Source organism: Propionivibrio pelophilus DSM 12018, assembly GCF_059569095.1.
This window is the reverse complement of sequence record NZ_JCANUT010000001.1, coordinates 1-22,707: the sequence shown is the minus strand read 5'-3', so window position 1 is coordinate 22,707 and position 22,707 is coordinate 1. Positions and strand designations below refer to the sequence as shown.

24 protein-coding genes and 1 tRNA gene are annotated in these 22,707 nt (G+C 60.8%); 15 read left to right on the top strand and 10 right to left on the bottom strand.

What is annotated here, in order from left to right; translation table 11 throughout:
- Positions 1 to 36 precede the first annotated feature (36 nt).
- From BO74_RS00125 to xseA, 8 genes are all read right to left on the bottom strand, one after another.
- Positions 37 to 975 carry a hypothetical protein gene (locus tag BO74_RS00125; protein WP_496439129.1) on the bottom strand — a complete coding sequence of 313 codons (939 nt, stop codon included), beginning with the start codon at positions 973 to 975 and terminating at the stop codon, positions 37 to 39.
- A gap of 166 nt (positions 976 to 1,141) precedes the next feature.
- The gene (locus BO74_RS00120) at positions 1,142 to 1,276 is read right to left on the bottom strand and encodes a hypothetical protein (RefSeq protein ID WP_496439128.1); all 135 of its coding nucleotides are present in this window, start codon (positions 1,274 to 1,276) and stop codon (positions 1,142 to 1,144) included.
- Positions 1,277 to 1,284: 8 nt separating this feature from the next.
- The gene (gene parE / locus BO74_RS00115; protein ID WP_496439127.1) at positions 1,285 to 3,234 is read right to left on the bottom strand and encodes a DNA topoisomerase IV subunit B; all 1,950 of its coding nucleotides are present in this window, start codon (positions 3,232 to 3,234) and stop codon (positions 1,285 to 1,287) included.
- A 248-nt stretch (positions 3,235 to 3,482) separates the two neighbouring features.
- Complete coding sequence (locus tag BO74_RS00110) at positions 3,483 to 4,151, bottom strand: YiaD family glycine zipper/OmpA-like lipoprotein (protein WP_496439126.1); 669 nt, start codon at positions 4,149 to 4,151, stop codon at positions 3,483 to 3,485.
- 175 nt (positions 4,152 to 4,326) lie between these two features.
- Positions 4,327 to 4,632 carry a hypothetical protein gene (locus BO74_RS00105; protein ID WP_496439124.1) on the bottom strand — a complete coding sequence of 102 codons (306 nt, stop codon included), beginning with the start codon at positions 4,630 to 4,632 and terminating at the stop codon, positions 4,327 to 4,329.
- Between the two features lie 307 nt (positions 4,633 to 4,939).
- Positions 4,940 to 5,012, bottom strand: a tRNA-Ala gene (locus BO74_RS00100).
- A gap of 143 nt (positions 5,013 to 5,155) precedes the next feature.
- Positions 5,156 to 5,743 carry a superoxide dismutase gene (locus tag BO74_RS00095; protein ID WP_496439123.1) on the bottom strand — a complete coding sequence of 196 codons (588 nt, stop codon included), beginning with the start codon at positions 5,741 to 5,743 and terminating at the stop codon, positions 5,156 to 5,158.
- 78 nt (positions 5,744 to 5,821) lie between these two features.
- Positions 5,822 to 7,177: an exodeoxyribonuclease VII large subunit gene (xseA, locus tag BO74_RS00090; RefSeq protein ID WP_496439122.1), complete on the bottom strand. Its 1,356-nt coding sequence runs from the start codon at positions 7,175 to 7,177 to the stop codon at positions 5,822 to 5,824.
- 316 nt (positions 7,178 to 7,493) lie between these two features.
- Between xseA and BO74_RS00085 the strand changes: the two genes are divergently transcribed.
- From BO74_RS00085 to adk, 6 genes are all read left to right on the top strand, one after another.
- Entirely contained in the window at positions 7,494 to 8,102 is a 609-nt protein-coding gene (locus tag BO74_RS00085) for a MotA/TolQ/ExbB proton channel family protein (RefSeq protein WP_496439121.1), read from the top strand.
- Between the two features lie 9 nt (positions 8,103 to 8,111).
- Positions 8,112 to 8,528 (top strand): ExbD/TolR family protein, encoded by a 417-nt coding sequence (locus tag BO74_RS00080; protein ID WP_496439120.1) that lies wholly within the window; start codon positions 8,112 to 8,114, stop codon positions 8,526 to 8,528.
- 42 nt (positions 8,529 to 8,570) lie between these two features.
- Positions 8,571 to 9,590, top strand: a complete 1,020-nt coding sequence (gene lpxK, locus BO74_RS00075; protein ID WP_496439119.1) for a tetraacyldisaccharide 4'-kinase — start codon at positions 8,571 to 8,573, stop codon at positions 9,588 to 9,590.
- Positions 9,571 to 9,747, top strand: coding sequence for a Trm112 family protein (locus tag BO74_RS00070; protein WP_496439118.1), 177 nt, complete (start codon positions 9,571 to 9,573; stop codon positions 9,745 to 9,747). Before lpxK ends, BO74_RS00070 begins: the two co-directional genes overlap by 20 nt.
- Positions 9,747 to 10,523 (top strand): 3-deoxy-manno-octulosonate cytidylyltransferase, encoded by a 777-nt coding sequence (gene kdsB, locus BO74_RS00065; RefSeq protein WP_496439117.1) that lies wholly within the window; start codon positions 9,747 to 9,749, stop codon positions 10,521 to 10,523. Before BO74_RS00070 ends, kdsB begins: the two co-directional genes overlap by 1 nt.
- Positions 10,524 to 10,600: 77 nt before the next feature.
- Complete coding sequence (gene adk, locus BO74_RS00060) at positions 10,601 to 11,254, top strand: adenylate kinase (RefSeq protein ID WP_496439116.1); 654 nt, start codon at positions 10,601 to 10,603, stop codon at positions 11,252 to 11,254.
- Positions 11,255 to 11,324: 70 nt separating this feature from the next.
- Here adk and BO74_RS00055 read toward each other — a convergent pair whose 3' ends face one another.
- Together BO74_RS00055 and murJ are read right to left on the bottom strand one after the other, a co-directional pair.
- Entirely contained in the window at positions 11,325 to 11,954 is a 630-nt protein-coding gene (locus BO74_RS00055) for a YbhB/YbcL family Raf kinase inhibitor-like protein (protein ID WP_496439114.1), read from the bottom strand.
- Positions 11,955 to 11,974: 20 nt separating this feature from the next.
- Entirely contained in the window at positions 11,975 to 13,513 is a 1,539-nt protein-coding gene (murJ, locus tag BO74_RS00050) for a murein biosynthesis integral membrane protein MurJ (protein ID WP_496439112.1), read from the bottom strand.
- 162 nt (positions 13,514 to 13,675) lie between these two features.
- Here murJ and rpsT point away from each other — a divergent pair, with 162 nt between their 5' ends.
- From rpsT to BO74_RS00005, 9 genes are all read left to right on the top strand, one after another.
- Positions 13,676 to 13,942, top strand: coding sequence for a 30S ribosomal protein S20 (gene rpsT / locus BO74_RS00045; protein WP_496439111.1), 267 nt, complete (start codon positions 13,676 to 13,678; stop codon positions 13,940 to 13,942).
- Between the two features lie 229 nt (positions 13,943 to 14,171).
- Positions 14,172 to 15,344, top strand: a complete 1,173-nt coding sequence (locus tag BO74_RS00040) for an aspartate aminotransferase family protein (protein ID WP_496439110.1) — start codon at positions 14,172 to 14,174, stop codon at positions 15,342 to 15,344.
- A 12-nt stretch (positions 15,345 to 15,356) separates the two neighbouring features.
- Positions 15,357 to 16,292, top strand: coding sequence for an ornithine carbamoyltransferase (gene argF / locus BO74_RS00035; RefSeq protein WP_496439108.1), 936 nt, complete (start codon positions 15,357 to 15,359; stop codon positions 16,290 to 16,292).
- A gap of 25 nt (positions 16,293 to 16,317) precedes the next feature.
- Positions 16,318 to 16,527: a DUF2788 domain-containing protein gene (locus BO74_RS00030; RefSeq protein ID WP_496439107.1), complete on the top strand. Its 210-nt coding sequence runs from the start codon at positions 16,318 to 16,320 to the stop codon at positions 16,525 to 16,527.
- 1 nt (position 16,528) lies between these two features.
- Positions 16,529 to 16,840: a pyrimidine/purine nucleoside phosphorylase gene (gene ppnP, locus BO74_RS00025; RefSeq protein ID WP_496439106.1), complete on the top strand. Its 312-nt coding sequence runs from the start codon at positions 16,529 to 16,531 to the stop codon at positions 16,838 to 16,840.
- Positions 16,841 to 16,876: 36 nt separating this feature from the next.
- Positions 16,877 to 17,371, top strand: a complete 495-nt coding sequence (locus BO74_RS00020; protein WP_496439105.1) for a YajQ family cyclic di-GMP-binding protein — start codon at positions 16,877 to 16,879, stop codon at positions 17,369 to 17,371.
- Between the two features lie 145 nt (positions 17,372 to 17,516).
- Positions 17,517 to 20,525 (top strand): DEAD/DEAH box helicase, encoded by a 3,009-nt coding sequence (locus BO74_RS00015; protein WP_496439104.1) that lies wholly within the window; start codon positions 17,517 to 17,519, stop codon positions 20,523 to 20,525.
- Between the two features lie 228 nt (positions 20,526 to 20,753).
- The gene (gene rquA, locus BO74_RS00010) at positions 20,754 to 21,464 is read left to right on the top strand and encodes a rhodoquinone biosynthesis methyltransferase RquA (protein ID WP_496439103.1); all 711 of its coding nucleotides are present in this window, start codon (positions 20,754 to 20,756) and stop codon (positions 21,462 to 21,464) included.
- A gap of 368 nt (positions 21,465 to 21,832) precedes the next feature.
- Complete coding sequence (locus BO74_RS00005; RefSeq protein WP_496439102.1) at positions 21,833 to 22,690, top strand: transketolase; 858 nt, start codon at positions 21,833 to 21,835, stop codon at positions 22,688 to 22,690.
- The last annotated feature ends 17 nt before the right edge of the window (positions 22,691 to 22,707 follow it).

Here is a 22,707-nt window from a genome sequence, read left to right as displayed (position 1 = left end):
CACGCCGCCAGATGCGGGCGGGAAAAACGCGCCCGCCTATTTCTTCCGCTTGTCCTCGATTTCTCGACGTATCCGCTCGATTTCGGCGCGCCGGGCTGCAGGCGTTCCCCATGCGGGAGGCTGGGCTTTTCGGGCGGCCTTTTTTTCCTGAAGCGCCTTGTTTTCCTGTTCCAGGCGCTGCTTTTCCTCCCTTGCCTTGGCCAGCGCGCGCTCTGCCACAATCGGTGTCGTTCGCTCCGGCAGACCGGCTTGTTCGAGATACACGTCGATGCGTGAGGTGAGCATCTCTCTGGCGAATTCGTTGAGGAAGGGGAGGTTCAGGGTCTTGAAGATCGGCGTCCAGGTTTCTTCGCCGTTTTCGCGGCGCCGGACGGACAGCTTCGGGTTGAACTGGTACCAACCCTGCGCGACGCGCTGGAACAGCGCGCGGTTGTAGGCGTAGTCGCGTTCGACTTCGTTGCGCGCCAGCACACCGGAGAGGTGCTGCCTCTTGTTGCGGTTCGGCGGGACGACGTTGGCGGGCAGGTGTTCCCAGGCCTTGAGGATGTTTTCCGATTCGAAGGCGCCGAGGGGGCGGCGTTGCCAGTGGGTGAAGCGTGTCGGGAACAGCGCCCAGAAGGTCTGGAAGAGGAAATATTCCGAGAGGTGCCTGTCGATGCGCACCAGCCGCTCGCCGGTGTTGACGTCGATGGCGGCGGGCGCGAGCAGTTCGTACAACGCGGCGAACGGGCCGCGCGCGAACTTCGCGTCGCGGAAGGCCGAGTGCGTGACGTAGAGCGTTTCGCCTTCGGCGTGCTTCAGTTTTTCCAGCGTCAGTGCGGTCTTGCCGCTGCCTGCGCCGCCGACGACGGGGCTGGCGGTAGATGGCTTCCTGCGCGTCGTCGAAGGAAGTCGGCTTGTCGAGCAGATGCACCGTGCCGTGCTCGGGGTGGAGGTAGCGCAGCGGGAGCGCCTCGTTCGCGGCTTCGGCGACATCGCAGTCGGGGATTTTCGTTTCGTCGATAATCGCGCCACGCAAGAAGCGCGACTTGTCGTAGTCATGGTTGGCGATGACTTCGAGGATCAGCGCGCAGACTTCGTCCTGATGGCGGACCAGCGAGAAGAGCAGGCGGTTGGTGTCGTCGAGTCGGGCGCGGTAGAACTAGCCATGGCTCAGGTTCGACAGTTTCTTGACCTGCGTTGCGCGGAAGTCGTCGGCGGCGATCGCCTCGATGACCTTGCGATAGGTTTTTGCGACGCGCGCGGTGTCGAGGCCAATGTATTCGAGGATGCGCATGGGCCGGATCAAATCTCCGCGCCAACCAGTGCGCCGTTGGCTTCCATCCACGCGCGCCGTCCGGCCGATTCGTTCTTGGCCATCAGCATGTTCATCACCGGCTTCGCTTCCGTTGCCAACGGCAAACGGACGCGCATCAGGCGGCGCGTGTCGGGCGACATGGTCGTTTCCCAGAGCTGTTCGGGGTTCATCTCGCCCAAACCCTTGAAGCGCGAGATATCCACAGCTTCCGGCTTGACACCTTCCAGCTGCAGGCGATCGAGCAGCGCTTCGCGCTCATCGTTGTCGAGCGCGTAGAGCTTGCGTGGCGGGCGCTTCTTGCCTTGCGCCGGCACGTCGAGGCGGTACAGCGGCGGTTGCGCGAAATAGAGGTGGCCGTGCTCGATCAGTTTCGGGAAGTGGCGGTAGAACAGCGTGCACAACAGGACGCGGATGTGGCTGCCGTCGACGTCGGCGTCGGTCATGATCACGACCTTGCCGTAGCGCAGATTGTCCATCACCGTGTCTGGTGCGTCGGGCAGGTGCGGGTCGATGCCGAGGGCGACGGCGATGTCGTGCACTTCGCGATTGGCGAACAGGCTGCCGGGCTCGACTTCCCAAGTGTTGAGTACCTTGCCGCGCAGCGGAAGAATCGCCTGCACCTCCTTGTCGCGGCCGGATTTTGCCGAGCCGCCGGCCGAGTCGCCCTCGACGAGGAAGATCTCGTTGCGGTTCAAATCCTCGCTCTGGCAGTCCGAGAGCTTGCCGGGCAGGATAGCGACGCCCGACTGTTTCTTCTTTTCGACCTTCTGCCCGGCGCGCGAACGGGCCTGCGCGGCCTTGATCGCCAGTTCGGCGATCTTCTTGGCGGCGTCGGGGTGTTCGTTGAGCCACAGTTCGAGCGGGTCGCGCAGCATGCGCGAGACCAGCGCCACGGCGTCGCGCGAGTTCAGGCGCTCCTTGGTCTGGCCCTGGAACGAGGGGTCGAGAACGCGCGCGGCGAGGACGAAGCTGACCCGCGAGAAGACGTCGTCGGCGGCGAGCTTGATCCCCTTGGGCAGCAGCGCGTGATGTTCGGCGAAGCTCTTGATGGCGTCGAAGGCGGCCTGGCGCAGCCCGGTTTCATGGGTTCCGCCGGCCGGGGTCGGGATCAGGTTGACGTAGGATTCGCGCGCCAGGTTGCCTTCGGCGCTCCAACACAGGGCCCAGGCGGCGCCGGAGCCGGCCGGAAAGTTCTCGTCGCCGGCGGCAGCGTACTTCTCGCCGGTGAAGATCGGCGCGGCCAATTCGCCGTCGAGCTGTTCGGCGAGGTATTGCTGCATGCCGTTTTCAAAACGCCAGGACTTCGTCTCGCCGCCTTCGATGGTCAGCGAGATGTCGAGGCCGGGCAGCAGGACGGCCTTGCTGCGCAACAGGCGTTCGAGTTCGCCGAGCGGGATGGTCGGGGAGTCGAAGAATTGCGGATCGGGCCAGGCGCGGATGCGTGTGCCGCTGGCGCGCTTGGGGGCGTCACCGATGCGCTGCAACGGTTCGATGACCGCGCCGGCGGAAAAAGCCAGCTGGTGCCGGCCGCCGTTGCGGGTGACTTCGACTTCGAGACGGGTGGAGAGTGCGTTGGTCACAGAAACGCCGACGCCGTGCAGGCCGCCGGAGAAGCGGTACGCGGAGGTGCCGTCGCCCTTGTTGAACTTGCCGCCGGCATGCAGTTGGGTGAAGACGACCTCGACCGTCGGTACGCCTTCGACCGGGTGGATTTCCACGGGGATGCCGCGGCCGTCGTCCAGTACGGTCACCGAACCGTCGGTGTGCAGTGTGACGGCGATGCGCTTGCAATAGCCGCCGAGCGCTTCGTCGGCGGCGTTGTCGATGGCTTCCTGGATGATGTGCAACGGATGGTCCGTGCGCGTGTACATGCCCGGCCGGTGGCGGACGGGTTCCAGTCCCTTGAGGACGGAGATTGATTCGGCGGTGTAGCTCATAGGTACGGGTTCTCCAACCGGCCCGCCGGTCCGGTGATGAAGACGACAAAGGCCAGAGCGTGCGGTCTGGCCTTGTGGGCGGGTGATGTCAAATGTCGGCCGCGATTATACGACCAGACACCGTTGGCGGCTCGCCCGGTCCTCTGGCGTGCCGTTCTGCGGACGAAAAAAAGCCTGGACGGGCCAGGCCTTGTGATCCGTCTTGGCGACCGAAAAGTCGCCAGGCGGTGGAATGCCGCTGCGCTCGTTCAGCGTGCCGCTTCGGCGACAAAAATCTCGACACGGCGATTCATCGCCCTGCCGGACAGCGTGCTGTTGTCCGCGATCGGCTCGCGCGATCCACGGCCGTCGATGCCGATGCGGCTTGCCGAGACGCCGCGGGAAACCAGATAGTCGCGCGTGGCGGCGGCACGGTTGATCGACAGCGGGTTGTTGACCGCGTCCGATCCTGTGCTGTCGGTATGGCCGATGATTCGCACCGTAGTGACCGGATTCTGGTTCAGCGTGGTCGCAAAGCGATCGAGGATCGGGCGGAGGTTGGGCTTGATGTCGTAACGGCCGGAATCAAACGAAATGTCGCTCGGGATTTCCAGTTTCAACTGGTTGTCGGTCGTCTGCGTAACGTTGACGCCCGTCCCCTGGGTCGCCTGTTCCATCGCGGCTTTCTGGTCCTGCATGTGTCGTGACCAGAGGTAGCCACCGCCGGCCCCAAGAGCCGCACCAATCGCGGCGCCGGTGGCCGCGCTCTTGCCCTTGTTGCCGCCGGCGGTGGCAACCCCGAGCAAGCCACCTGCCACGGCGCCAATGGCGGCACCGGTACCGGTGGTGCGTTCGGTTTCGCTCATGTTGGCACACCCGGAAAGGGTTCCCACGCCGATGGTAATGGCGGAAAGAAGGGCGACTGCTTTAGTTTTCATGGCATAACCTCGTTCGTGTTTTCGGGGGGTAAGTAGTGCAAAAAAAAACGATGAACGCATTATCCCGGAATCATGTTCCGGGTCAAAGCGCGTAATGTTGAGATCCGTGTTTCCAGCAATTGTTCCGGATCCGGTCCCGGCGAGTTTAGGGGATGATGGTAAATGCGTCGTTCTTTCAGGTTGTGAACAAACTCATGATGTAGCGTCTGGATATTTCTACCTCGGCGGATATGTGGTCCGCGCTGAGGATGAGGTAAACATCATTCTGTGTTTCACAATAGACCCAGCGAGGGGCTCCGTCTATATAGTCGATGCTCATGCTTCCGCGCCGGCCGTGTTGATCGAACACCTTGGAATTGTCGCTATAGGTCAGGAGGGTTTCGTCGTCTTCGTTACGCAGTTCGACCTGGTCGTGATAACTGCTCATAACGTGCCTGAAGCATTTGTCTCCGACATGGAAGACTTTGATAGTGGCTGACATGATCGTTCCTTTCATCAAAGAACGGCAACTTATGCATGCCAAAAGAGAGAGTAACTAAGCGAATGATCTGGTTGTGGGGTTGTAGTGGTTTGTCCGAACTGTTTGAGAACAGTACGAGCAGAACCAAGCAAGAAAAACGCCGCGTTTCGAATTCTTGTTTGTTAACAGCGACGTAGGAGATAGTGTTCAGAATTGCATGGACCCAGTGTAAAGCGATCCGACAGTGCTTGTTTTTCTCGGAGGCGTTTCCCAACCCAGAAAAGCGAAAAGGCCAGTGGAAACTGGCCTTTTCGCTTTGGGAATTCTGTGGAGACGGGCGGGATCGAACCGCCGACCTATTGATTGCGAACCAATCGCTCTCCCAACTGAGCTACGCCCCCAAAAACGGAGCGAATTCTATACGTCTGCTTTTTAGGCGTCAATCAAAGATCAATGCGAAGATCAACGCGGCACGATAGACGATTGACTTGCCGCATGGCTGGCCCCGGCCGTGCCGGGGCTCCATGCAGCTGCCCAGGCACGATCAGGCTGCGAAGTTCTTCTCGGCGAAGCTCCAGTTGGCGAGGCTGTTGAGGAACGTTTCGACGAATTTCGGCCGCAGGTTGCGGTAGTCGATGTAATAGGCGTGTTCCCAGACGTCGATGCACAGCAGGGCCTTGTCGGCGGTGGTCAGCGGGGTGCCGGCAGCGCCCATGTTGACGATATCAACCGAGCCGTCAGGCTTCTTGACCAGCCAGGTCCAGCCGGAGCCGAAGTTGCCGACGGCCGAGGCCTGGAAGGCTTTCTTGAAGTCGTCGAAGGATCCCCACTTCTTGTTGATTGCGTCAGCCAGCGCGCCGGTCGGTGCGCCGCCGCCATTCGGCGCCAGGCTGTTCCAGAAGAAGGTGTGATTCCATACCTGCGCCGAGTTGTTGTAGATGCCGCCGGCCGGGGCTTTCTTGACGATGGTTTCGAGATCGAGGGCTTCGAATTCCGTTCCCTTGATCAGGTTGTTCAGGTTGGTGACGTAGGCCTGATGGTGCTTGCCGTAGTGGTACTCGATCGTTTCCTTCGAGATGTGCGGGGCGAGTGCGTCCTGGGCGAACGGGAGTTGCGGCAGTTGATGTTCCATGGTTTCTCCTTTTGAGTTAGAGCGGCTGAGATCGTTGTTGTCTTTCCGGTGGGCTGGCACGTCCAGCGGATATGCTATTCAGGGCTGCACCGCGGTGATGCGCGCTTCGGCGCGGCCGGCGTGAAAAGAGACATTGATGCGGTCATTTGGTTCCAGTCCGCGGCTGCTGTTGAGTATGCGGCCGGATTCGTCGGTGACGATGCTGTAGCCGCGCGCGAGGACGTTGTCCGGGCTGAGATGGGCAAGACCGGCGCCGATGTGGGCGAGGCGTGTGCTGCGCGAATCGAGGGCCGTGCGCATAGCGCTGTTCAGTCTTTCGGAGAGCGTTGTCAGGCGAACACTCAGTCGCTCGGTGTTCGGTCTCGCGAGCCGCAGTCGCTGGCTCAGCCGGAGGGTCGTCAGCGTCCCGCGAGCGACAGCTTGCTGCAATGCCGTCGTGAGGCGGCTTTGGCAGGCGGCGAGCAACTGTCGTCGCTGGACCAGTCGCTGCGCTGGAGAAATCAGCCGCTTGGCCAGCATGTCGAGGTGCTGAGCACGTCGTTCGAGCGAACGATCAGCGAGTCGAGTCAGCATCCGGAGCTGGTCGACGCACTGCTGCATGAGCGCTGCCCGATGCGGTGCGGCGAGTTCGGCTGCGGCCGTTGGTGTGGCCGCGCGATGATCCGCGGCGAAATCGGCAATCGTGAAGTCGGTTTCATGCCCGACGCCGGTCACGATCGGGATCTTGCAGGCCCGGATCGCACGGGCAACGGCTTCGTCGTTGAATGCCCACAAGTCTTCCAGGCTTCCGCCGCCGCGGCAGAGGATCAGTGCGTCGCATTCGTGCCTATCGCTGGCCGTGGTCAAGGCAGAGACAATGCGTCCCGGCGCACCTTCGCCCTGCACCGGTGTTGGGTAGAGCACGATGCCGACATGTGGAGCGCGCCGCGCGAGGGTCGTGAGAACGTCCCGTAATGCGGCGGCCTGCGGTGAAGTGACGATGCCCAACCGCTGTGGAAAGGCGGGCAGGGGACGCTTGTGTTCTGTAGCGAACAGACCTTCGCTTTCCAGTTTGGCCTTCAGTCGCAGGAACTGTTCGAACAGGTTGCCGACGCCGCCGCGCCGGGCAGTTTCGACATTGAGCTGGTAATCCCCGCGCGCTTCGTAGAGGGTGACGAGAACGCGTGCCTCGATGTGCTGCCCGTTTTCCAGGCGCCATCCGAGCAGTTGCGCCCGGTTGCGGAACATCACGCAGCGCACTTGCGCATTGCTGTCCTTCAGCGAGAAATAGACATGGCCGGAGCTGGCATACGTCAGATTGGAAATTTCACCGGCAACCCAGCACAAGGGGAAGGCCGATTCGAGCCGCTCCCGGGCCAGCCGGTTGAGCAGCGATACCGTCAAGACGGGGGCTGTGGCGGCGGGGCTTTGATCGAAGAAGGGGCTTTCTGTCATGCCCCAATTCTACATTCTTGTCAATTCATGCACATGTTTACTGGGTTTGCGCCAGGGGTCGGCGTGCAAACCCAGTGGTGGCAAGGGTGTTTTTTTAAGTTATTGTTTATTAATTGTTTTTGTCGTCTGCCGAATATTTTTGCAAAGTGTAAAAAAGCCTTTTCCAAGCGGGACTTAGCGGGCTTCCTCAGTATTCATCCACATTGTTATCCACAGATTTTGTGGACAAGGGAATTTTTATTACTTTGCTCGGGGGTTGCCGCTGACGGCTCCTCAGGCTAAAGTTCGCGGCTTGATTCGTCATCGGAGAGAAAGCGTGTTTTCGATTATTCTGGCGGCCGGTTGGCCCATCTGGCCCTTGCTGTTGGCGTCGGTTATCTCCGTTGCTTTGATCATCGAGCGGCTGGTTGCATTGCGGCGCTCGAAGGTGCTCCCGAATGGGTTGCTGCAGAGCGTCATCACCGAGTACCGAAAACAGTCGCTGAACGAGTCGATCGTCGCGTCGCTGGAGGCGCAGTCGCCGCTCGGGCGGGTGCTGGCGGCCGGGTTGCGCAACGTCGGCAGTTCACGCGAGATCATGCGTGAGGCGGTCGAGGAAACCGGCGCCGTTGTGGCGCATGAACTCGAGCGCTATTTGACGACGCTGGGAACGATCGCATCGATCAGCCCCTTGATGGGACTGTTCGGAACCGTGGTCGGGATGATCGAGATCTTCGGCTCGCAGGCGCCGACCGGGAGCAACCCCGTGCAGTTGGCGCATGGTATCTCAGTCGCTTTGTACAACACCGGCTTCGGTTTGTTGATCGCCATCCCGAGCATGATTTTCTGGCGGCATTTCCGGGCGCTGGTCAATAGTTTCGTTGTCGACATGCAGCAGCAGGCCGTCCGTCTGGTCGAGGTGTTGCACGGCGAACGCCGGGCATAGGGTACGGCCATGGACTTCCAGCGCGGTCGCGGCCACGACGAGCCCGAGATAAACCTGATTCCCCTCATCGATGTGTTGCTGGTGATCATCATCTTCCTGATGCTGACCACGACCTACGCCAAGTTTTCCGGTCTGGAGATCAACCTTCCGACGGCAGATGCGAGCCAGCAGAACGAGGAGCCGAACGAAGTCAATGTGGCGGTGACGGCGACCGGGCAGGTTCTGGTCAACAAGGTGCCGCTCGGTGCGACGGATGTGCGTTCGCTCGGTGAAGCGCTGCAGCGGGCCGCTGGCGACAAGAAGGATCCGGTGATCGTGATCAATGCCGATGCCAAGGCGACCCATCAGAGCGTCGTCGACATCATGCAGGCGGCGCAGTCGGTGGGGTACCCGCGTATTTCATTTGCGACACAGTCGCCGCGCTGAAGACCGGTCGAGTCGCAGATGGCTGGGGGCTTGAAGGCGAGTTTGCCCCGACTTTGGTTCCAGCGGCGGTTGGCGCCCTCGTTGTGGCCGTTGCTTCCGCTCTCCTGGCTGTTTCGTTTGCTCGTCGCGTTGCGGCGAGCGCTCTTTCGTATCGGCTGGCTCCCCTCGTTTCGTTTGCCTGTCGCTGTGATTGTCGTCGGAAATCTGACCGTCGGCGGGAGCGGCAAAACACCGCTGGTTCTCTGGCTCGCGACCAAGTTGCAGGAATATGGGATGCGGCCCGGGATCATCAGTCGAGGCTACGGCGGCAAAGCCGGCCAGGGAGTGCTCGAGGTTCGTCCGGATTCGGATGCCGAACTCGTTGGTGACGAACCCCTTTTGCTGGCCCGGCGGAGCTGCGTTCCTGTGGTGGTCGGCCAGAGCCGGGTAGCTGCCGGAAAGGCGCTGCTGCTCGCGCATCCGGAATGCAATGTGATTATTTCCGACGACGGCTTGCAGCATTATCGTCTCGAGCGCACGGTGGAGTTGGTGGTACTCGACGGGCGCGGTGTCGGCAACGGGCAATTGCTGCCGGCCGGTCCGTTGCGTGAACCGGTGTTGCGCCTCGCCGGGGTTACTGCTGTTGTGCGAAATGGTGCCGGCGCGGCAGGGGGCGAGATGGAATCGGTCGTGCCAGCCTTTCCCATGCGCTTGCTCGCCGATGCTTTCTATTCGTTGAATGATCGCGGCCATGCTTGTCGCGCTGCCGACCTGCGTGGCAAGCCGCTCCATGCCGTGGCGGGGATCGGTGATCCCGCGCGCTTCTTTGCGCAATTGACAGCCCTGGGGCTGGAGTTCGAGGCGCATCCGTTTCCGGATCACCACGCCTATCGCCAGGCGGATCTTGCCTTTGCCAACGGCTGCGTGCTGCTGATGACCGAGAAAGATGCGGTAAAATGCGCCGGTTTGGCCTTGCCGGAAGCGTGGGTGCTTCCTGTCGAGGCATGCGTCGATGAAGCGCCGGACGGGCGTTCGTTGATGGACCTGATACTGGAGAAACTGAATGGATGCGCGTCTGCTTGATATCCTCGTTTGCCCGATTTGCAAGGCCAACCTTGAGTATCGCAAAGCCGAGCGGGAATTGGTCTGCAAACCGTGCAAGCTGGCTTTCCCGGTGCGCGACGACATCCCGATCATGCTGGAAGACCAGGCACGCCGCCTGAACGAGGGAGAGTGCTGATGTCGTCGAGTCATGTCAAATTCATGGCCGTCGTTCCGGCCCGTTACGCGTCGACCCGTTTGCCGGCGAAGCCGCTCCTCGATCTGGGTGGAAAGCCGATGGTTGCTCGTGTTGCCGAGCGTGCCGTGATGTCGGGTGCGGAGGAGGTGTGGGTCGCGACGGATCACCCGGAGGTGGTCAAAGCCGCCGAGCAGAGCGGACTTTCGGTGCTGCTTACGCGTACCGATCATCCGACGGGAACCGATCGTCTGGCCGAAGTGGTGGAGCTGCGGGGCTGGAGTGACGATACGATCGTCGTTAACGTGCAGGGCGACGAGCCACTGATCGATCCGGCGCTGGTCGCGCGGACGGCGCAGCAACTTGCCGAGAGTGGCGCGGATATCGCGACCGTCGCGCACCCCATCGACAATACTGCCGATTTTTTTGCTCCCAACGTGGTCAAAGTCGTTTGCAAGGCGAATGGCGACGCCATGTATTTCTCGCGTGCGCCGATTCCCTTCGCGCGGGACCATTTCGCGAAGGACAAGGAGTCGCTTCCGTCGGGGTTCATCGCCTGCCGGCACATCGGCCTTTACGCCTATCGCGCCGGATTTCTCCGCGCCTACGCCAGATTGACCCCTTCTCCGGTCGAGGGCTTCGAGGCGCTCGAGCAACTACGTGCCTTGTGGCATGGCTACCGGATCAGCGTGCTCGTTTCCGATCATCTGCCGATGCCCGGCGTCGATACGCCCGAGGACGCGGCGCGCATGCAGGAGTGGTTCAGCAAGAATCCGTGACCTGCGCCCCCCGGCATGCCGGCACACGGGGGGCTTTCCGATTTCGTTCATCTCTTTTGTTATTCAAGGAAAAAACCATGAAGCTCATATTGCTTGGTCCGCCTGGCGCCGGCAAGGGGACACAAGCCCGATTCATCTGTGAAAAATTCGGGATTCCGCAAATTTCCACTGGCGACATGCTGCGGGCGGCGATCAAGGCCGGAACGCCACTGGGTCTGGAAGCCAAGAAGGTGATCGACGAGGGGCGACTGGTCTCCGACGACATCATCGTCAATCTCGTCCGGGAGCGGTTGTTGCAGGATGACTGCCAGGCGGGGTACCTGTTCGACGGCTTTCCGCGCACGATTCCGCAGGCCGAGGCCATCCGGAAAGCGGGCGTTCCGCTTGATTTCGTTCTGCAGATCGACGTTCCGGACGCGGAGATCGTCGAGCGCATGAGCGGACGTCGCGTGCATCTCGCGTCGGGTCGGACCTATCACGTCAAGTTCAATCCACCGAAAGTCGAGGGCAAGGACGACGTGACCGGCGAGCCGCTGATCCAGCGCGATGACGACTCCTGTGAAACGGTGCTCAAGCGGCTGGAGGTCTATCATGCGCAAACGCGGCCGCTGATGGCTTTTTACACGGAATGGGCGGCCACGGGCGAGTCGGCGGCACCGAAGGTGCGCACGATATCCGGCGTGGGGAGTGTCGAAGGTATTACCCGGGACGCGCTGGCTGCGCTGTCCTGAGACTGCCGGGGCGAATCAAAACCGGGGCGAGCTTCTGGCTGGCCCCGGTTTTTTTTACGACCGCTTTTCCCTAAAAGACGACCGACGGATTCAGGGCGTAGAGGCCGGTCAGGCTGGCTTCCGCGAGAATGTGCCCTTTCATCGCGTCACGGACCTGCTGGCCGCCGAATTTGCCGTCCAGCGGCAAAGTATCGATATCCAGCGCAAAAACCGTGAACACGTAGCGGTGGCGGATTTCATCGTTCCAGGGCGGGCAGGGGCCGTCGTAGCCGAAGTAGTCGCCGCGCATGTCGCCATCACCGTCAAACCAGGCGGTGTAGTCATTGGTCCCCTGGCGTGCACCGTGTGGCGCAACCGGACCACCCTTTCCGCGCGGGGTGACTTCGTTCGAGAACTCGCCCACCGTGATTTCGTGCATGTCAGCCGGCAGGTCGACCAGCACCCAGTGGAAGAAGTCGATACGTGGCAGCGTGGCCGGGACGGTTCGTCCTTCCTGGTTAACGTCGTCACCGCGGGAGGGGACGTCCGGATCGTGGCAGATCATGACGAAGGAGCGTGTCTCGGGCGGGGCGTCGCTCCAGGCCAGGTGGGGGTTCATGTTCTTGCCGAGGCAGACATGGTGCGCCGGGTCGGCAACGCAAAATGAATAGTCTCCCGGGATCCGCTGTCCGTCTGCGAAGCTGTTGCTCGTCAGTTTCATGGTGGGTTCTCCTGTTAGGATCATTCGGCTGCGCGACGCCTGAAATCACGGAGGCGGAAGCCGATGAGCCATAGTGTAGCGAAATAGCTGGTCGCGCCGATGATTACGACAACGGCGAGTCGCCACAATCGGGTGGCGAGATTCCATTGCAACCAGTTGGATGCGTCCCCGGCAATAAACCACAGCACTGCCGCCATTACGACGAGGGCGGCGAGCAACTTGAGCGAAAATGCCAGCCATCCCGGTTGCGGCGTGTAAATCGCGTGCCGGCGCAATCCCCGATAAAGCAGCCCGGCGTTGAGGCAGGCGGCCAGACCGATGGCCAGTGCCAGGCCGGCATGCTTGAGCCAGCCGATGAGCGCCAGATTGAGCGCCTGGGTGACGCATAGGGTGATCAAGCCGATCTTGACCGGGGTGCGGACGTTCTGGCGGGCGTAGAAGCCGGGCGCCAGCACCTTGACGAGGATCAGGCCGAGCAGGCCGACGCTGTAGGCGATCAGCGCGTTGCGGGTCATGAAAACGTCGTTCGTCGTGAAGGCACCGTGATGAAACAGCGTGGCAATCAACGGCACGGCGATGATCGCCAGGGCAACCGCAGCGGGCGCCGCCAGCAGCAGTGTCAGGCGCAATCCCCAGTCAAGCAGCCTGGAGTACTCGTCGTGTTGTCCGCCGGCGTGGTATTTCGACAGCGATGGCAGGAGGATCGTCCCGAGCGCCGCGCCGAGCATTCCGGAAGGAAATTCCATCAGCCGGTCGGCGTAGTACAGCCACGATACGCTGCCTGTATCGAGAAATGACGCGAAAATGGTGTTGATCAGCAGGCTGACTTGGGAAATCGATACGCCGAGCACCGCGGGGGCCATCAGCGCGAGGATTCGCCGCACGCCCGGGGCGCGCCAGTCGAGCGAAAAGCGCGGCAGCATGCCGATGTGCTTCAAGCCAGGCAGCTGGAATGCCAGTTGCAGGGCGCCGCCAATGAAGACCGACCAGCCGAGCGCCATGACCGGACGTTCGAACCACGGTGCGGCGAAGAGCGCCATCCCGATGAAGGAGATGTTGAGCAATACCGGCGTAAATGCCGGAATGGCGAAGCGGTTCCAGGTGTTGAGAATACCTCCGGCGAGGGCGACGAGCGACATGAACAGGATGTACGGGAAGGTGATGCGCGTCAGCTCGACAGTGAGGGCGAACTTGTCCGGCTCGGCGACAAAGCCGGGGGCGGATATATAGACGAGCAGCGGCGCCCCCGCCATGCCGGCAAGCGTGACGGCAATCAAGACGAGCAGCAACAGCGAGGCGACCTGGTCGACCAGACGCTTGGCGTCGTTTTCGCCGAGCTTGTTTTTGTATTCCCCCAGGATGGGAACGAATGCCTGGGAAAACGCCCCTTCGGCGAACAGGCGGCGAAAAAGGTTCGGCAGTTTGAAGGCAACGAAAAAGGCATCGGTCATCATCCCCGCGCCGAAGATTCGGGCGATCACGAAATCCCGGACGAAACCGAGGATGCGTGAGACGAGTGTCATGGAACTGACCGTGGCCAGCGCTTTCAGTAGGTTCATCGGCTAGGTGCGGTATTGGCAAAGGCGCCATCTTAGCCGCATAAGCGGGAGGAGGGGCGGCAGGAAGGTCTGAGCGTCTCCAATAATCGCTTGCTATCGAATGAATGAGTCTGTACAATTTCGCGTTTTCGATTAACTCATCTGCTTTTTGAGGATCAACTCATGGCCAATAGCGCACAAGCTCGTAAGCGTGCCCGTCAAGCCGTCAAGCAACGCGCCCACAACGCAAGCCAGCGCTCCGCTATGCGCACGGCGGTAAAGCGTGTGCAGAAGGCGATTGTCGCTGGCGACAAGGCTGCTGCTCAAATCGTTTTCCAGCAATCCGTTTCGGAGATCGATAGCATTGCCGACAAGAAGATCATCCACAAGAACAAGGCGGCACGGCACAAGAGCCGGCTGTCGGCCCAGATCAAGGCGCTTGCTGCCTGATAGTTCAGGGGTTCGGATGTAATTGGCGGCGCCCTCGGGCGCCGTTTTGCTTTGTACTGCAGGCCGTTTCGGCCTATACAAGCCCGGTGTTTTCTCATAGAATTTTTCTTTCAGCATTTTCGGCGCGCGGCCTGTCGCAGGCCCAGTTCGCAATTTACCGGCGAGGCCCGGTCTGTTCCGGCGGCGTAGGCCGCCGTTTCAGTTTTTGCACCTCAGCAAGGGGTTGATTATGTCTCACCTGATGAATACCTATGGCCGGTTGCCAGTCGCTTTCAGTCATGGAAGCGGTAGCCGGGTGACCGACACCGAAGGCAAGGTTTACCTCGATGCCTTGTCGGGGATTGCAGTCAATACGCTCGGGCACAATCACCCGGTTCTGGTTTCGGCGATTGCGGCGCAGGCGGGGCGTCTGTTGCACACCTCCAACCTCTATCGCATGCCGCAGCAAGAAGAACTGTCGGACCGGCTGGCCGCGTTGTCAGGCATGGAAGAGGTGTTCTTCTGCAATTCCGGTTGCGAAGCCAATGAAGCGGCGATCAAGCTGGCCCGGTTCTATGGCCATCAACAAGGCATAGACAATCCGGCGATCATCGTCATGGAGCAGTCTTTCCACGGACGTACGCTGGCGACGCTCTCGGCGACCGGAAACCGCAAGGTCCAGGCCGGTTTCGAGCCCTTGGTTTCAGGCTTCGTGCGCGTGCCGTTCAACGACCTCGAGGCGGTGAGCGCGATTGCCGAACACAACAAGAACGTTGTTGCCGTCATGCTTGAAATCGTTCAGGGCGAGGGCGGTATCTACGTCTCTGATCCTGATTATCAGCGCGGTCTGCGCAAGCTCTGCGACGACAACGGCTGGCTGCTGATCTGTGACGAGGTGCAGTGCGGCATGGGGCGTACCGGTACCTGGTTCGGCTATCAGCACGCCGGCATTCTTCCCGATGTGGTGACGCTGGCCAAGGGTCTGGCCAGCGGCGTGCCGATCGGCGCCTGTCTGGCTGCCGGGAAGGCCGCCGGCCTGTTCAAGCCGGGCAACCACGGTTCGACGTTCGGTGGCAACCAGCTGGCGACGACCGCAGCGTTGACGACGCTGGCGGTAATCGATCAGGACAAGCTGCTGGCGAATGCGATAACCGTCGGAGAACTCATCCGGGACGGCATGGCGCGGGAACTGGCTGGCGTCAAAGGATTCGTCGGCATTCGCGGCCAGGGCCTGATGATCGGTATAGAGCTCGATCGTCCGTGCGGAGAACTGGTCCGGTTGGCGCTCGACGCCGGCTTGCTGATCAACGTGACCGCCGAGAAGGTCGTGCGTTTGCTGCCCTCCCTGAATTTCAGCGCCGATGACGCCAGCGAACTGGTCCAGCGGCTTGGCGCGCTGATTCGCGAATTTCTTTCTTCCTGATCGGATACGGACATGACTCCCGTTAAGCCAGTCGTCAGGCACTACCTGCAGTTCAACGATTTCACCCGCGAGGAATATGCGTACCTGTTCGGCCGCACGCGCTGGATCAAGGCGCAGTTCAAGGCCTATCAGCGTTATTGGCCGTTGAGCGATCGTACGCTGGTGATGATTTTCGAGAAGGCCAGCACGCGGACCCGCCTGTCGTTCGAGGCGGGAATCCAGCAACTCGGCGGTTCGGCAATCTACCTCAATACCCGTGATTCGCAGCTGGGGCGCGGCGAGCCGATCGAGGATGCCGCGCAGGTCATTTCGCGCATGAGCGACATCGTCATGATCCGCACCTTCGAGCAGACCATCGTCGAGCGCTTTGCCGCGCACTCACGTGTTCCGGTGATCAATGGCCTGACCAACGAGTACCACCCGTGCCAGATCATGGCCGACATCTTCACCTACATCGAGCACCGCGGCTCGATCGAGGGCAAGACGGTGGCCTGGATCGGTGATTCGAACAATGTCTGCAATACCTGGTTGCAGGCGGGTGAAGTCCTCGGCTTCAACGTGCATGTGTCGACGCCGCCGGGCTATGAGGTCGAGCCGGAGCGGGCAGGCTTGCACGGTACCGGTCATTTCAAGCAGTTTGCCGATCCGATGGATGCCGTCCGCGGCGCGGATATCGTCACGACCGACGTGTGGACCTCGATGGGGTTCGAAGCCGAGAACGAGGAGCGGCTGCGCGATTTCGCCGACTGGCAGGTCGATGCCGAGATGATGAAGGTCGCCAATCCGGATGCGATCTTCCTGCACTGTCTGCCGGCTCACCGGGGCGAGGAAGTGACCGCCGAGGTGATCGACGGACCGCAGAGCTTCGTGTGGGACGAGGCTGAAAATCGCCTGCATGTGCAAAAGGCCTTGATGGAGTACCTTCTGCTCGGTCGGGTCAATCCATAGTAGTTGAGCAGGTTGTGCGCCGTTGATGTTCGGTTTTACGGAAGAGCAGGTTTCCGCTTTCGGCATGTCCTTCGGGATTGCCGCCTTCATGCTCTTCATGTTGTTCATCATCGGCGAACTCGCCTGGAAGTCGAAGGCCGGTAAAACCGGCACCTTCGTTCTGTTTTTTGTTCTGGCTTTCGGCATGCTTGGTTTTGTAGCCAAGGCCCTGATCCAGAGGTTTTGGGGAATGTGATATGTCTCAATTCGATAACGTCAGCGTCGTCAAACAGGCCAACGTCTATTTCGACGGAAAATGCGTCAGTCATTCCATCCAGTTTGCCGACGGTACCAAGAAGTCGGTTGGCGTGGTTCTGCCCGCGTCGCTGGTATTCACTACCGGCGCGCCGGAAATCATGGAGTGCGTGAGCGGTTCGTGCCGTGTGCGCCTCAAGGGGGAGAACGAGTGGATAACCTATTCGGCGGGGCAGTCGTTCAACGTGCCCGGTAACTCGTCGTTCGAGATCGTCTGTGAAGAGCCGTACCACTACGTCTGCCATTACGGCTGAGCGGCTGTGACACAGACGATTTGTTGAAGGGATACCATGCCATCATTCGATTTTTCTTCCGAAGCCGACCTTGTTGCATTGAAGAATGCCATTGACGTCACCAGCCGCCAGATCGACGCGCGCTATGACTTCAAGGGTACGTCGGCCAAGGTCGAGCTCAACGATAAAGACAAGATCATCACGCTTCATGGCGATTCCGACTTCCAGCTCGACCAGATAAAGGACATCCTTTTCCCCGCGATGGAGAAAAAGGAGAAGGAAAGCGTGAAGCGCCTCGATCACCAGCCCGTCCAGAAAATATCCGGCAACAAGGTCAAGCAGGAACTGAAGATCAAGGTCGGCATCGAGACCGAGCTTGCCAAAAAGATCGTCAAGCTGGTCAAGGACTCGAAGCTGAAGGTGCAGGCGTCGATTCAGGGAGATACCGTGCGGGTGTCCGGCGCGAAGCGAGACGAGTTGCAGGCGTGTATCGCGACGGTAACCAACGCGATAACCGATTTCCCGATCAAGTACGGAAATTTCCGGGACTGAGCCGAGGGTAGGTGCCGGAGTATCGTATTCATTCTGATTCAAGTACTTGGCGTCTGGCTGACGATTCGTTGAATCGCTAGTCGGAGTTGCCCAGCGCCCCTCCTTTCCAAACCGATACGGAGGGCGCCCATGAAACCTGTCATTGATGTCGTCTAAGACTGTCCACGAAATAAACGATAACGAGCCTGTTGCCCCGCCAGGGATGTCCTGGGCGGATGAACTGCGGCGGGTCTCGCTGGCGGTCAGCCAGAGCGGCAGCCGGACGACGTCGAGTCGTAATCAGATTTATTACCTTCTGCACTGGACGCAGGATGCCAGTTGCTTTGGCATCACCGTGCACCGCGGCCGCAGCCTCGAAGACGCAGAGGTCCTGTGGGATATCGAGCGCGGGGCAGCCAAGGCGTTGTCGGCCGTAACCGACCAGGATGCGGAAATCCTGCAGTTGCTGCGCTATGAACTCCCCGGCGAGAGTGGCCTGCGCGCCTATGGCTTCGGGGAGCACGACGGTGGTGACTTGCTGCAACGCCTGTTGCGCACCGGCCGCTTTGCCTTGGCCAGCGACTTGTCTCCTTTGCTTCCCGGCGAGAGCCGGCCAGGGCGGCTCGCGTGGCGGATTGACGAGCAGGGCTTTCAGCGTCCGTGTTTCAGGGGGCTCGCGGAAGGATGTCTTGCCATTCCGTTGTTGCCGCCCTGGTATGTCGACCTTGACCGAAGCGTCGTGGGCACGCTCGATGTTCCCGGTGACCCGGATGTCATCGCCCGCCTGTTTTCGCTGCCGCCGCTGGGAGACATGCAGGCCGAAGTCGTGGCAGCGATGCTTGCGGAGCTGGCCCCCGATCTGCCTGCGCCCGAGGAAAACGCGCAGGCCTTGCTCCGCTGCATCGACGTTGCTCCAGTTCCCGTGCTTCGCCTGGAGACGCTGGAGACCAACGGCCATGACCCATGGCGCGAGTACGCGTCGTGTACCGATACCGTCGGCTTCGACGTCGCTCTTGCCGGATTCCGTTACCAGGATGCCGAGGTCGGTGCCGGCGATACCAGGGAATTCGTCGCGCTTGCCGATGGCGAAACAGTACGGGTTACACGTCGACCGGAAGCCGAGGCAGCGCTTCTGGCCCAACTTTCCCCGTATGGTCTGGAGAGGGTTCCCGTAACGGTGCTGCGTGCGTGCGGCGCCGTGCCGGAAAATGCCTATGGTCTGGAGAGCGAGGCCGCCTGGGCCCGTTTCATGGAAGAGTCGCTTCCCGCGTTGCGCGAAGCGGGCTGGCAAGTCGGCTTCGACGAAGAGTTCCGTCACCATTCGTTGCGGGTCGATGCGTGGGAGGCCGATCTTGTCGCCTCCGACAGCGGCTGGTTCAACCTCGATATGGGCATCATCGTCGAGGGAGAACGGCTGCCTCTGGCGCCACTCCTCGCCTCGCTGTTTCAGCGTGACTCACGCTGGCTGGAAACCGTTGATGTTCTCCGGATCGACGACAATGAGCAGATCGAACTGAGGACGCCGGCGAACAAGCGCCTGCGGGTGCCCGCTGCACGTCTCAAGCCGCTGGCGTTGACCCTGATCGACCTGTTCGACGCGTTTGATGGAAAACTCCTGCGTATTTCGCGATTCGATGCCCAGCGCCTGAAGGTGTTGAGCGACACCAGTCGCTGGCAGTTTCGCGGCCACGAAGAAATCATCGCCCTGGCCGACCGCTTGCTCGCGGCACAGGGGGTGCGCGAGATCAAGCCACCCAAGGGGCTCGGGCTGGAACTGCGTGCCTACCAGAAGGAAGGCGTTGCCTGGCTGCAGTTTCTGCGCGAGCAGGGACTTTCCGGCATCCTTGCCGACGACATGGGCTTGGGCAAAACGGCGCAGGCATTGGCGCATCTTCTCCTGGAAAAGGAGAGTGGCCGGCTTGACCGTCCGGCCCTGATCGTCCTGCCGACGTCGCTGGTTTTCAACTGGATGAACGAGGCGGCGCGATTTGCTCCCGGACTCTCGATGCTGTCGCTTCAGGGCGTGGAACGCAAGTCGCGCTTCGACGAGATTCCCGAGCACGACGTCGTGCTGACGACCTATCCGCTGCTCTGGCGCGACGCAGCCGATCTGACCCGTTTCTCCTACCACATGCTGATTCTCGATGAGGCGCAGACCGTCAAGAACTCGCGAAGCCAAGGGGCGGAAGTGGTTCGACGGATCGATGCGCGGCATCGCCTGTGCCTGACCGGTACGCCACTCGAAAACCACCTCGGCGAATTGTGGAGCCAGTTCGACTTCCTGCTGCCCGGCTTTCTAGGCGGCAGCAACACCTTCGCCCGCTATTGGCGCACGCCGATCGAGAAGCAGGGGGATGGGGAACGGCGGAATCTGCTGGCGCAGCGCATCCGCCCCTTCATTCTGCGCCGGCGCAAGGAAGAGGTTGCGCCGGAACTGCCGCCGAAAACAATCATTCAGCGCAAGGTCGAACTCGCGGGCAGCCAGCGCGACCTGTACGAGGCGGTACGTGCGGCAATGGACGTGATGGTGCGCGAGGAAATCGCCATCAAGGGATTCGGGCGCAGCCAGATCGTCATCCTCGATGCACTGCTCAAGTTACGCCAGGTCTGTTGCGATCCCCGGCTCGTCAAATCTCCGGTAGCACAACGGGTCAAGGAACGGGCCAAGCTGGATCTGTTGATGACCATGCTGCCGGAACTGGTCGATGAGGGGCGGAAAATCCTGGTTTTCTCGCAGTTCACCGCCATGCTCGCCTTGATCGAGGGCGAAATGAAGCGGGCGGGAATCGCCTACGAGTTGTTGACCGGAGATACCGCCGATCGCGAGACACCCGTACGCCGCTTCCAGGCGGGTGAAGTGCCGGTCTTCCTGATCAGCCTGAAGGCTGGCGGGGTGGGCCTGAATCTGACCGCCGCCGATACCGTGATTCATTACGACCCCTGGTGGAACCCCGCCGTTGAAAACCAGGCGACCGACCGGGCGCACCGTCTCGGGCAGGACAAGCCGGTGTTCGTTTACAAGCTGATCGTCGCCGGGAGCATCGAAGAGAAGATTCTCGCCTTGCAGGAACGCAAGGCCGATCTCGCTGACGGAATCCTGTCGGCAGACAGCAATGCGGCAGTCAAATTCGGTGAGGACGACATCGCCGCACTGTTCGAACCGCTGCCGTCCTGATCTTCGGCGCGGAGCAGATTCCGCCGACCCGGCAGGGAGGTGCTGTTACGCAAGTACCATGATACAAAAGGGTTTTATTCGTTATTTTCAGCTTTCGATGTTTGACCATGCGGCCGCGGATGGGGGATAATCCCCCTTTTTTCATCCCCCTCCGGTTCCTCCAGGTCGCGCAGACCTGCCGCGAGCACTTCTCGCTTGCCCGGGACTACTGAACAGACAGGACTGAACATGACCAAGAACCATTCGTCACTTGCCGTCGACCCTTATTACGACGGTGTTCCAGCGTACATGACCGAGGTGTACGACTGGGCGTACGTCGATCCGAAATGGGTGCGTGCGCTGGATCACAACTGGGTCGTGCGCGTTCTGCTGTTCCTCAACGACCAGCGCCTGATGCGCGCCTACCTCAACGAAATCAAGGAAGGCTCGCGCGTCTGGCAACTGGCGCACGTCTATGGCGACCTGGTGACCCGTGCGGCGAAGAAAGTCGGACCCAAGGGGGCGTTCCACCTTACCGATGTGACTCCGGTGCAGATCGAGCATGGCACGCGCAAGCTGGCCGGCATGGAGTGGACCAAGGTCATCCGTTCCGATGCCGCATCCTATGCCGTCGGCGAAAAGGATCATTACGATCTCATCTGCAGTTTCTTCCTGCTGCACGAAGTGCCGGAGGAGAAGAAATTCGAGATCGTCAATCACATGCTGGAAAAACTGCCCAAGGGCAGCAAGGCCGTCCTCGTCGATTACCACAACCCCGCCAAATGGCAGCCGATCCGCTACATCCTGAAGATCGTCAACCACTACCTCGAACCGTTCGCCGAAGCGATGTGGAAGAATGAAATACAGCACTACGCGCGCAATGCCGAGAAATTCGTGTGGCGCAAGAAGACGTTTTTCGCAGGCGTCTACCAGTGCGTGGTGGTCGAGCACAAGGCGTGAGTGTTACACGTCCTGCCGGACTCTGACTCGAAACGCGGCCTCGGCCGCGTTTTTTGTATGCGCCCGGAACGGGCGCTCTTGCCGATGGTTGGGCCGCCGTATGTTGGTAGGTGCGAAGCCAATAACGACAACAACCTATGCTGACATCTGCACTGCGATACGCGCGGGACGATTCTTTCATCGTATCCAGATGAATTGAATTCACCACCCCCTAACAATTATTCGTTTGTCCAGTAAAAATCAAGGGCGTAGTCTTCGCGTCACTCGCTGGCCGAGAAGAAAAAAATGGAACCTGCCGACGAGGGGAGGGGAAGACGAGCTTCCTTTCCGGGACAACCACACGAATTCATATCGCTAGGAGTCGCAGAATGGAAGAGACCGCGGGCCTGACGTTCGACGCACGCGTCGATCGGCTCAAGAAATTAGCCAACACCATGCGCATCAACGTTGTTGACATGGTGTACACCGCCCAGTCCGGGCATATCGGAGGATCGCTGTCGGCGGCTGACTTCGTCACCGCGCTGTACTTCGACCTGATGAACCTCGATCCGGCCAACCCCAAGTGGGACGATCGCGACCGCTTCGTTCTCTCCAAGGGGCACGCCTGCCCGATCTGGTACTCGGCGCTCGCCATGCGCGGCTACATGCCCGTTGAAGAGCTCAAGACCCTGCGCAAGAACGACAGCCGCCTGCAAGGGCACCCGATTGCCACCTACCTGCCCGGGATCGACGCCTCCGCCGGCTCCCTCGGCCTCGGCTATGCCCAGGCCGTCGGCATCGCCATGGAAGGCAAGTTGCTCAAGAAAAAGGACTACAAGGTCTACGCCGTCCTCGGCGATGGCGAGATCAACGAAGGGGTCGTCTGGGAAAGCTCGCTGGCCGCGGCCAAGTATGAGCTCGACAACCTCGTCGTCATCGTCGACATCAACAACCTCCAGCTCGACGGCACCCTCGCCGAAGTTCTGCCGACCGAACCGATCGACGCCAAATTCCGCGCCTTCGGCTTCGACGTGATGACGATGAACGGCCACGACATGGTCGACGTCCTCGCCACCCTCACCAAGGCCAAGCACGCCCGCAACGGCAAGCCCATCTGCGTTCTCGCCTACACCGTCAAGGGCAAAGGCGTCAGCTTCATGGAAGACCAGCTCGACTGGCACGGCAAAGCGCCGAACGACGAGCAATACAAACAAGCCATGGCCGAACTGCAAGGAGCACAAGCATGAACTTCGCCGCCGCCAAA

What these genes read in the sequence shown, in the direction of transcription:
- BO74_RS00070 (WP_496439118.1), top strand. Translation starts at nt 9,571, where the DNA reads ATGGATGCGCGTCTGCTTGATATCCTCGTTTGCCCGATTTGCAAGGCC.
- murJ (WP_496439112.1), bottom strand. Translation starts at nt 13,513, where the DNA reads ATGAACCTACTGAAAGCGCTGGCCACGGTCAGTTCCATGACACTCGTC.
- BO74_RS00125 (WP_496439129.1), bottom strand. Translation starts at nt 975, where the DNA reads ATGTCGCCGAAGCCGCGAACGAGGCGCTCCCGCTGCGCTACCTCCACC.
- kdsB (WP_496439117.1), top strand. Translation starts at nt 9,747, where the DNA reads ATGTCGTCGAGTCATGTCAAATTCATGGCCGTCGTTCCGGCCCGTTAC.
- BO74_RS00120 (WP_496439128.1), bottom strand. Translation starts at nt 1,276, where the DNA reads ATGCGCATCCTCGAATACATTGGCCTCGACACCGCGCGCGTCGCAAAA.
- rquA (WP_496439103.1), top strand. Translation starts at nt 20,754, where the DNA reads ATGACCAAGAACCATTCGTCACTTGCCGTCGACCCTTATTACGACGGT.
- BO74_RS00015 (WP_496439104.1), top strand. Translation starts at nt 17,517, where the DNA reads ATGTCGTCTAAGACTGTCCACGAAATAAACGATAACGAGCCTGTTGCC.
- BO74_RS00040 (WP_496439110.1), top strand. Translation starts at nt 14,172, where the DNA reads ATGTCTCACCTGATGAATACCTATGGCCGGTTGCCAGTCGCTTTCAGT.
- BO74_RS00095 (WP_496439123.1), bottom strand. Translation starts at nt 5,743, where the DNA reads ATGGAACATCAACTGCCGCAACTCCCGTTCGCCCAGGACGCACTCGCC.
- ppnP (WP_496439106.1), top strand. Translation starts at nt 16,529, where the DNA reads ATGTCTCAATTCGATAACGTCAGCGTCGTCAAACAGGCCAACGTCTAT.
- parE (WP_496439127.1), bottom strand. Translation starts at nt 3,234, where the DNA reads ATGAGCTACACCGCCGAATCAATCTCCGTCCTCAAGGGACTGGAACCC.
- BO74_RS00030 (WP_496439107.1), top strand. Translation starts at nt 16,318, where the DNA reads ATGTTCGGTTTTACGGAAGAGCAGGTTTCCGCTTTCGGCATGTCCTTC.
- argF (WP_496439108.1), top strand. Translation starts at nt 15,357, where the DNA reads ATGACTCCCGTTAAGCCAGTCGTCAGGCACTACCTGCAGTTCAACGAT.
- xseA (WP_496439122.1), bottom strand. Translation starts at nt 7,177, where the DNA reads ATGACAGAAAGCCCCTTCTTCGATCAAAGCCCCGCCGCCACAGCCCCC.
- BO74_RS00020 (WP_496439105.1), top strand. Translation starts at nt 16,877, where the DNA reads ATGCCATCATTCGATTTTTCTTCCGAAGCCGACCTTGTTGCATTGAAG.
- rpsT (WP_496439111.1), top strand. Translation starts at nt 13,676, where the DNA reads ATGGCCAATAGCGCACAAGCTCGTAAGCGTGCCCGTCAAGCCGTCAAG.
- BO74_RS00110 (WP_496439126.1), bottom strand. Translation starts at nt 4,151, where the DNA reads ATGAAAACTAAAGCAGTCGCCCTTCTTTCCGCCATTACCATCGGCGTG.
- BO74_RS00105 (WP_496439124.1), bottom strand. Translation starts at nt 4,632, where the DNA reads ATGTCAGCCACTATCAAAGTCTTCCATGTCGGAGACAAATGCTTCAGG.
- adk (WP_496439116.1), top strand. Translation starts at nt 10,601, where the DNA reads ATGAAGCTCATATTGCTTGGTCCGCCTGGCGCCGGCAAGGGGACACAA.
- BO74_RS00005 (WP_496439102.1), top strand. Translation starts at nt 21,833, where the DNA reads ATGGAAGAGACCGCGGGCCTGACGTTCGACGCACGCGTCGATCGGCTC.
- BO74_RS00055 (WP_496439114.1), bottom strand. Translation starts at nt 11,954, where the DNA reads ATGAAACTGACGAGCAACAGCTTCGCAGACGGACAGCGGATCCCGGGA.
- BO74_RS00080 (WP_496439120.1), top strand. Translation starts at nt 8,112, where the DNA reads ATGGACTTCCAGCGCGGTCGCGGCCACGACGAGCCCGAGATAAACCTG.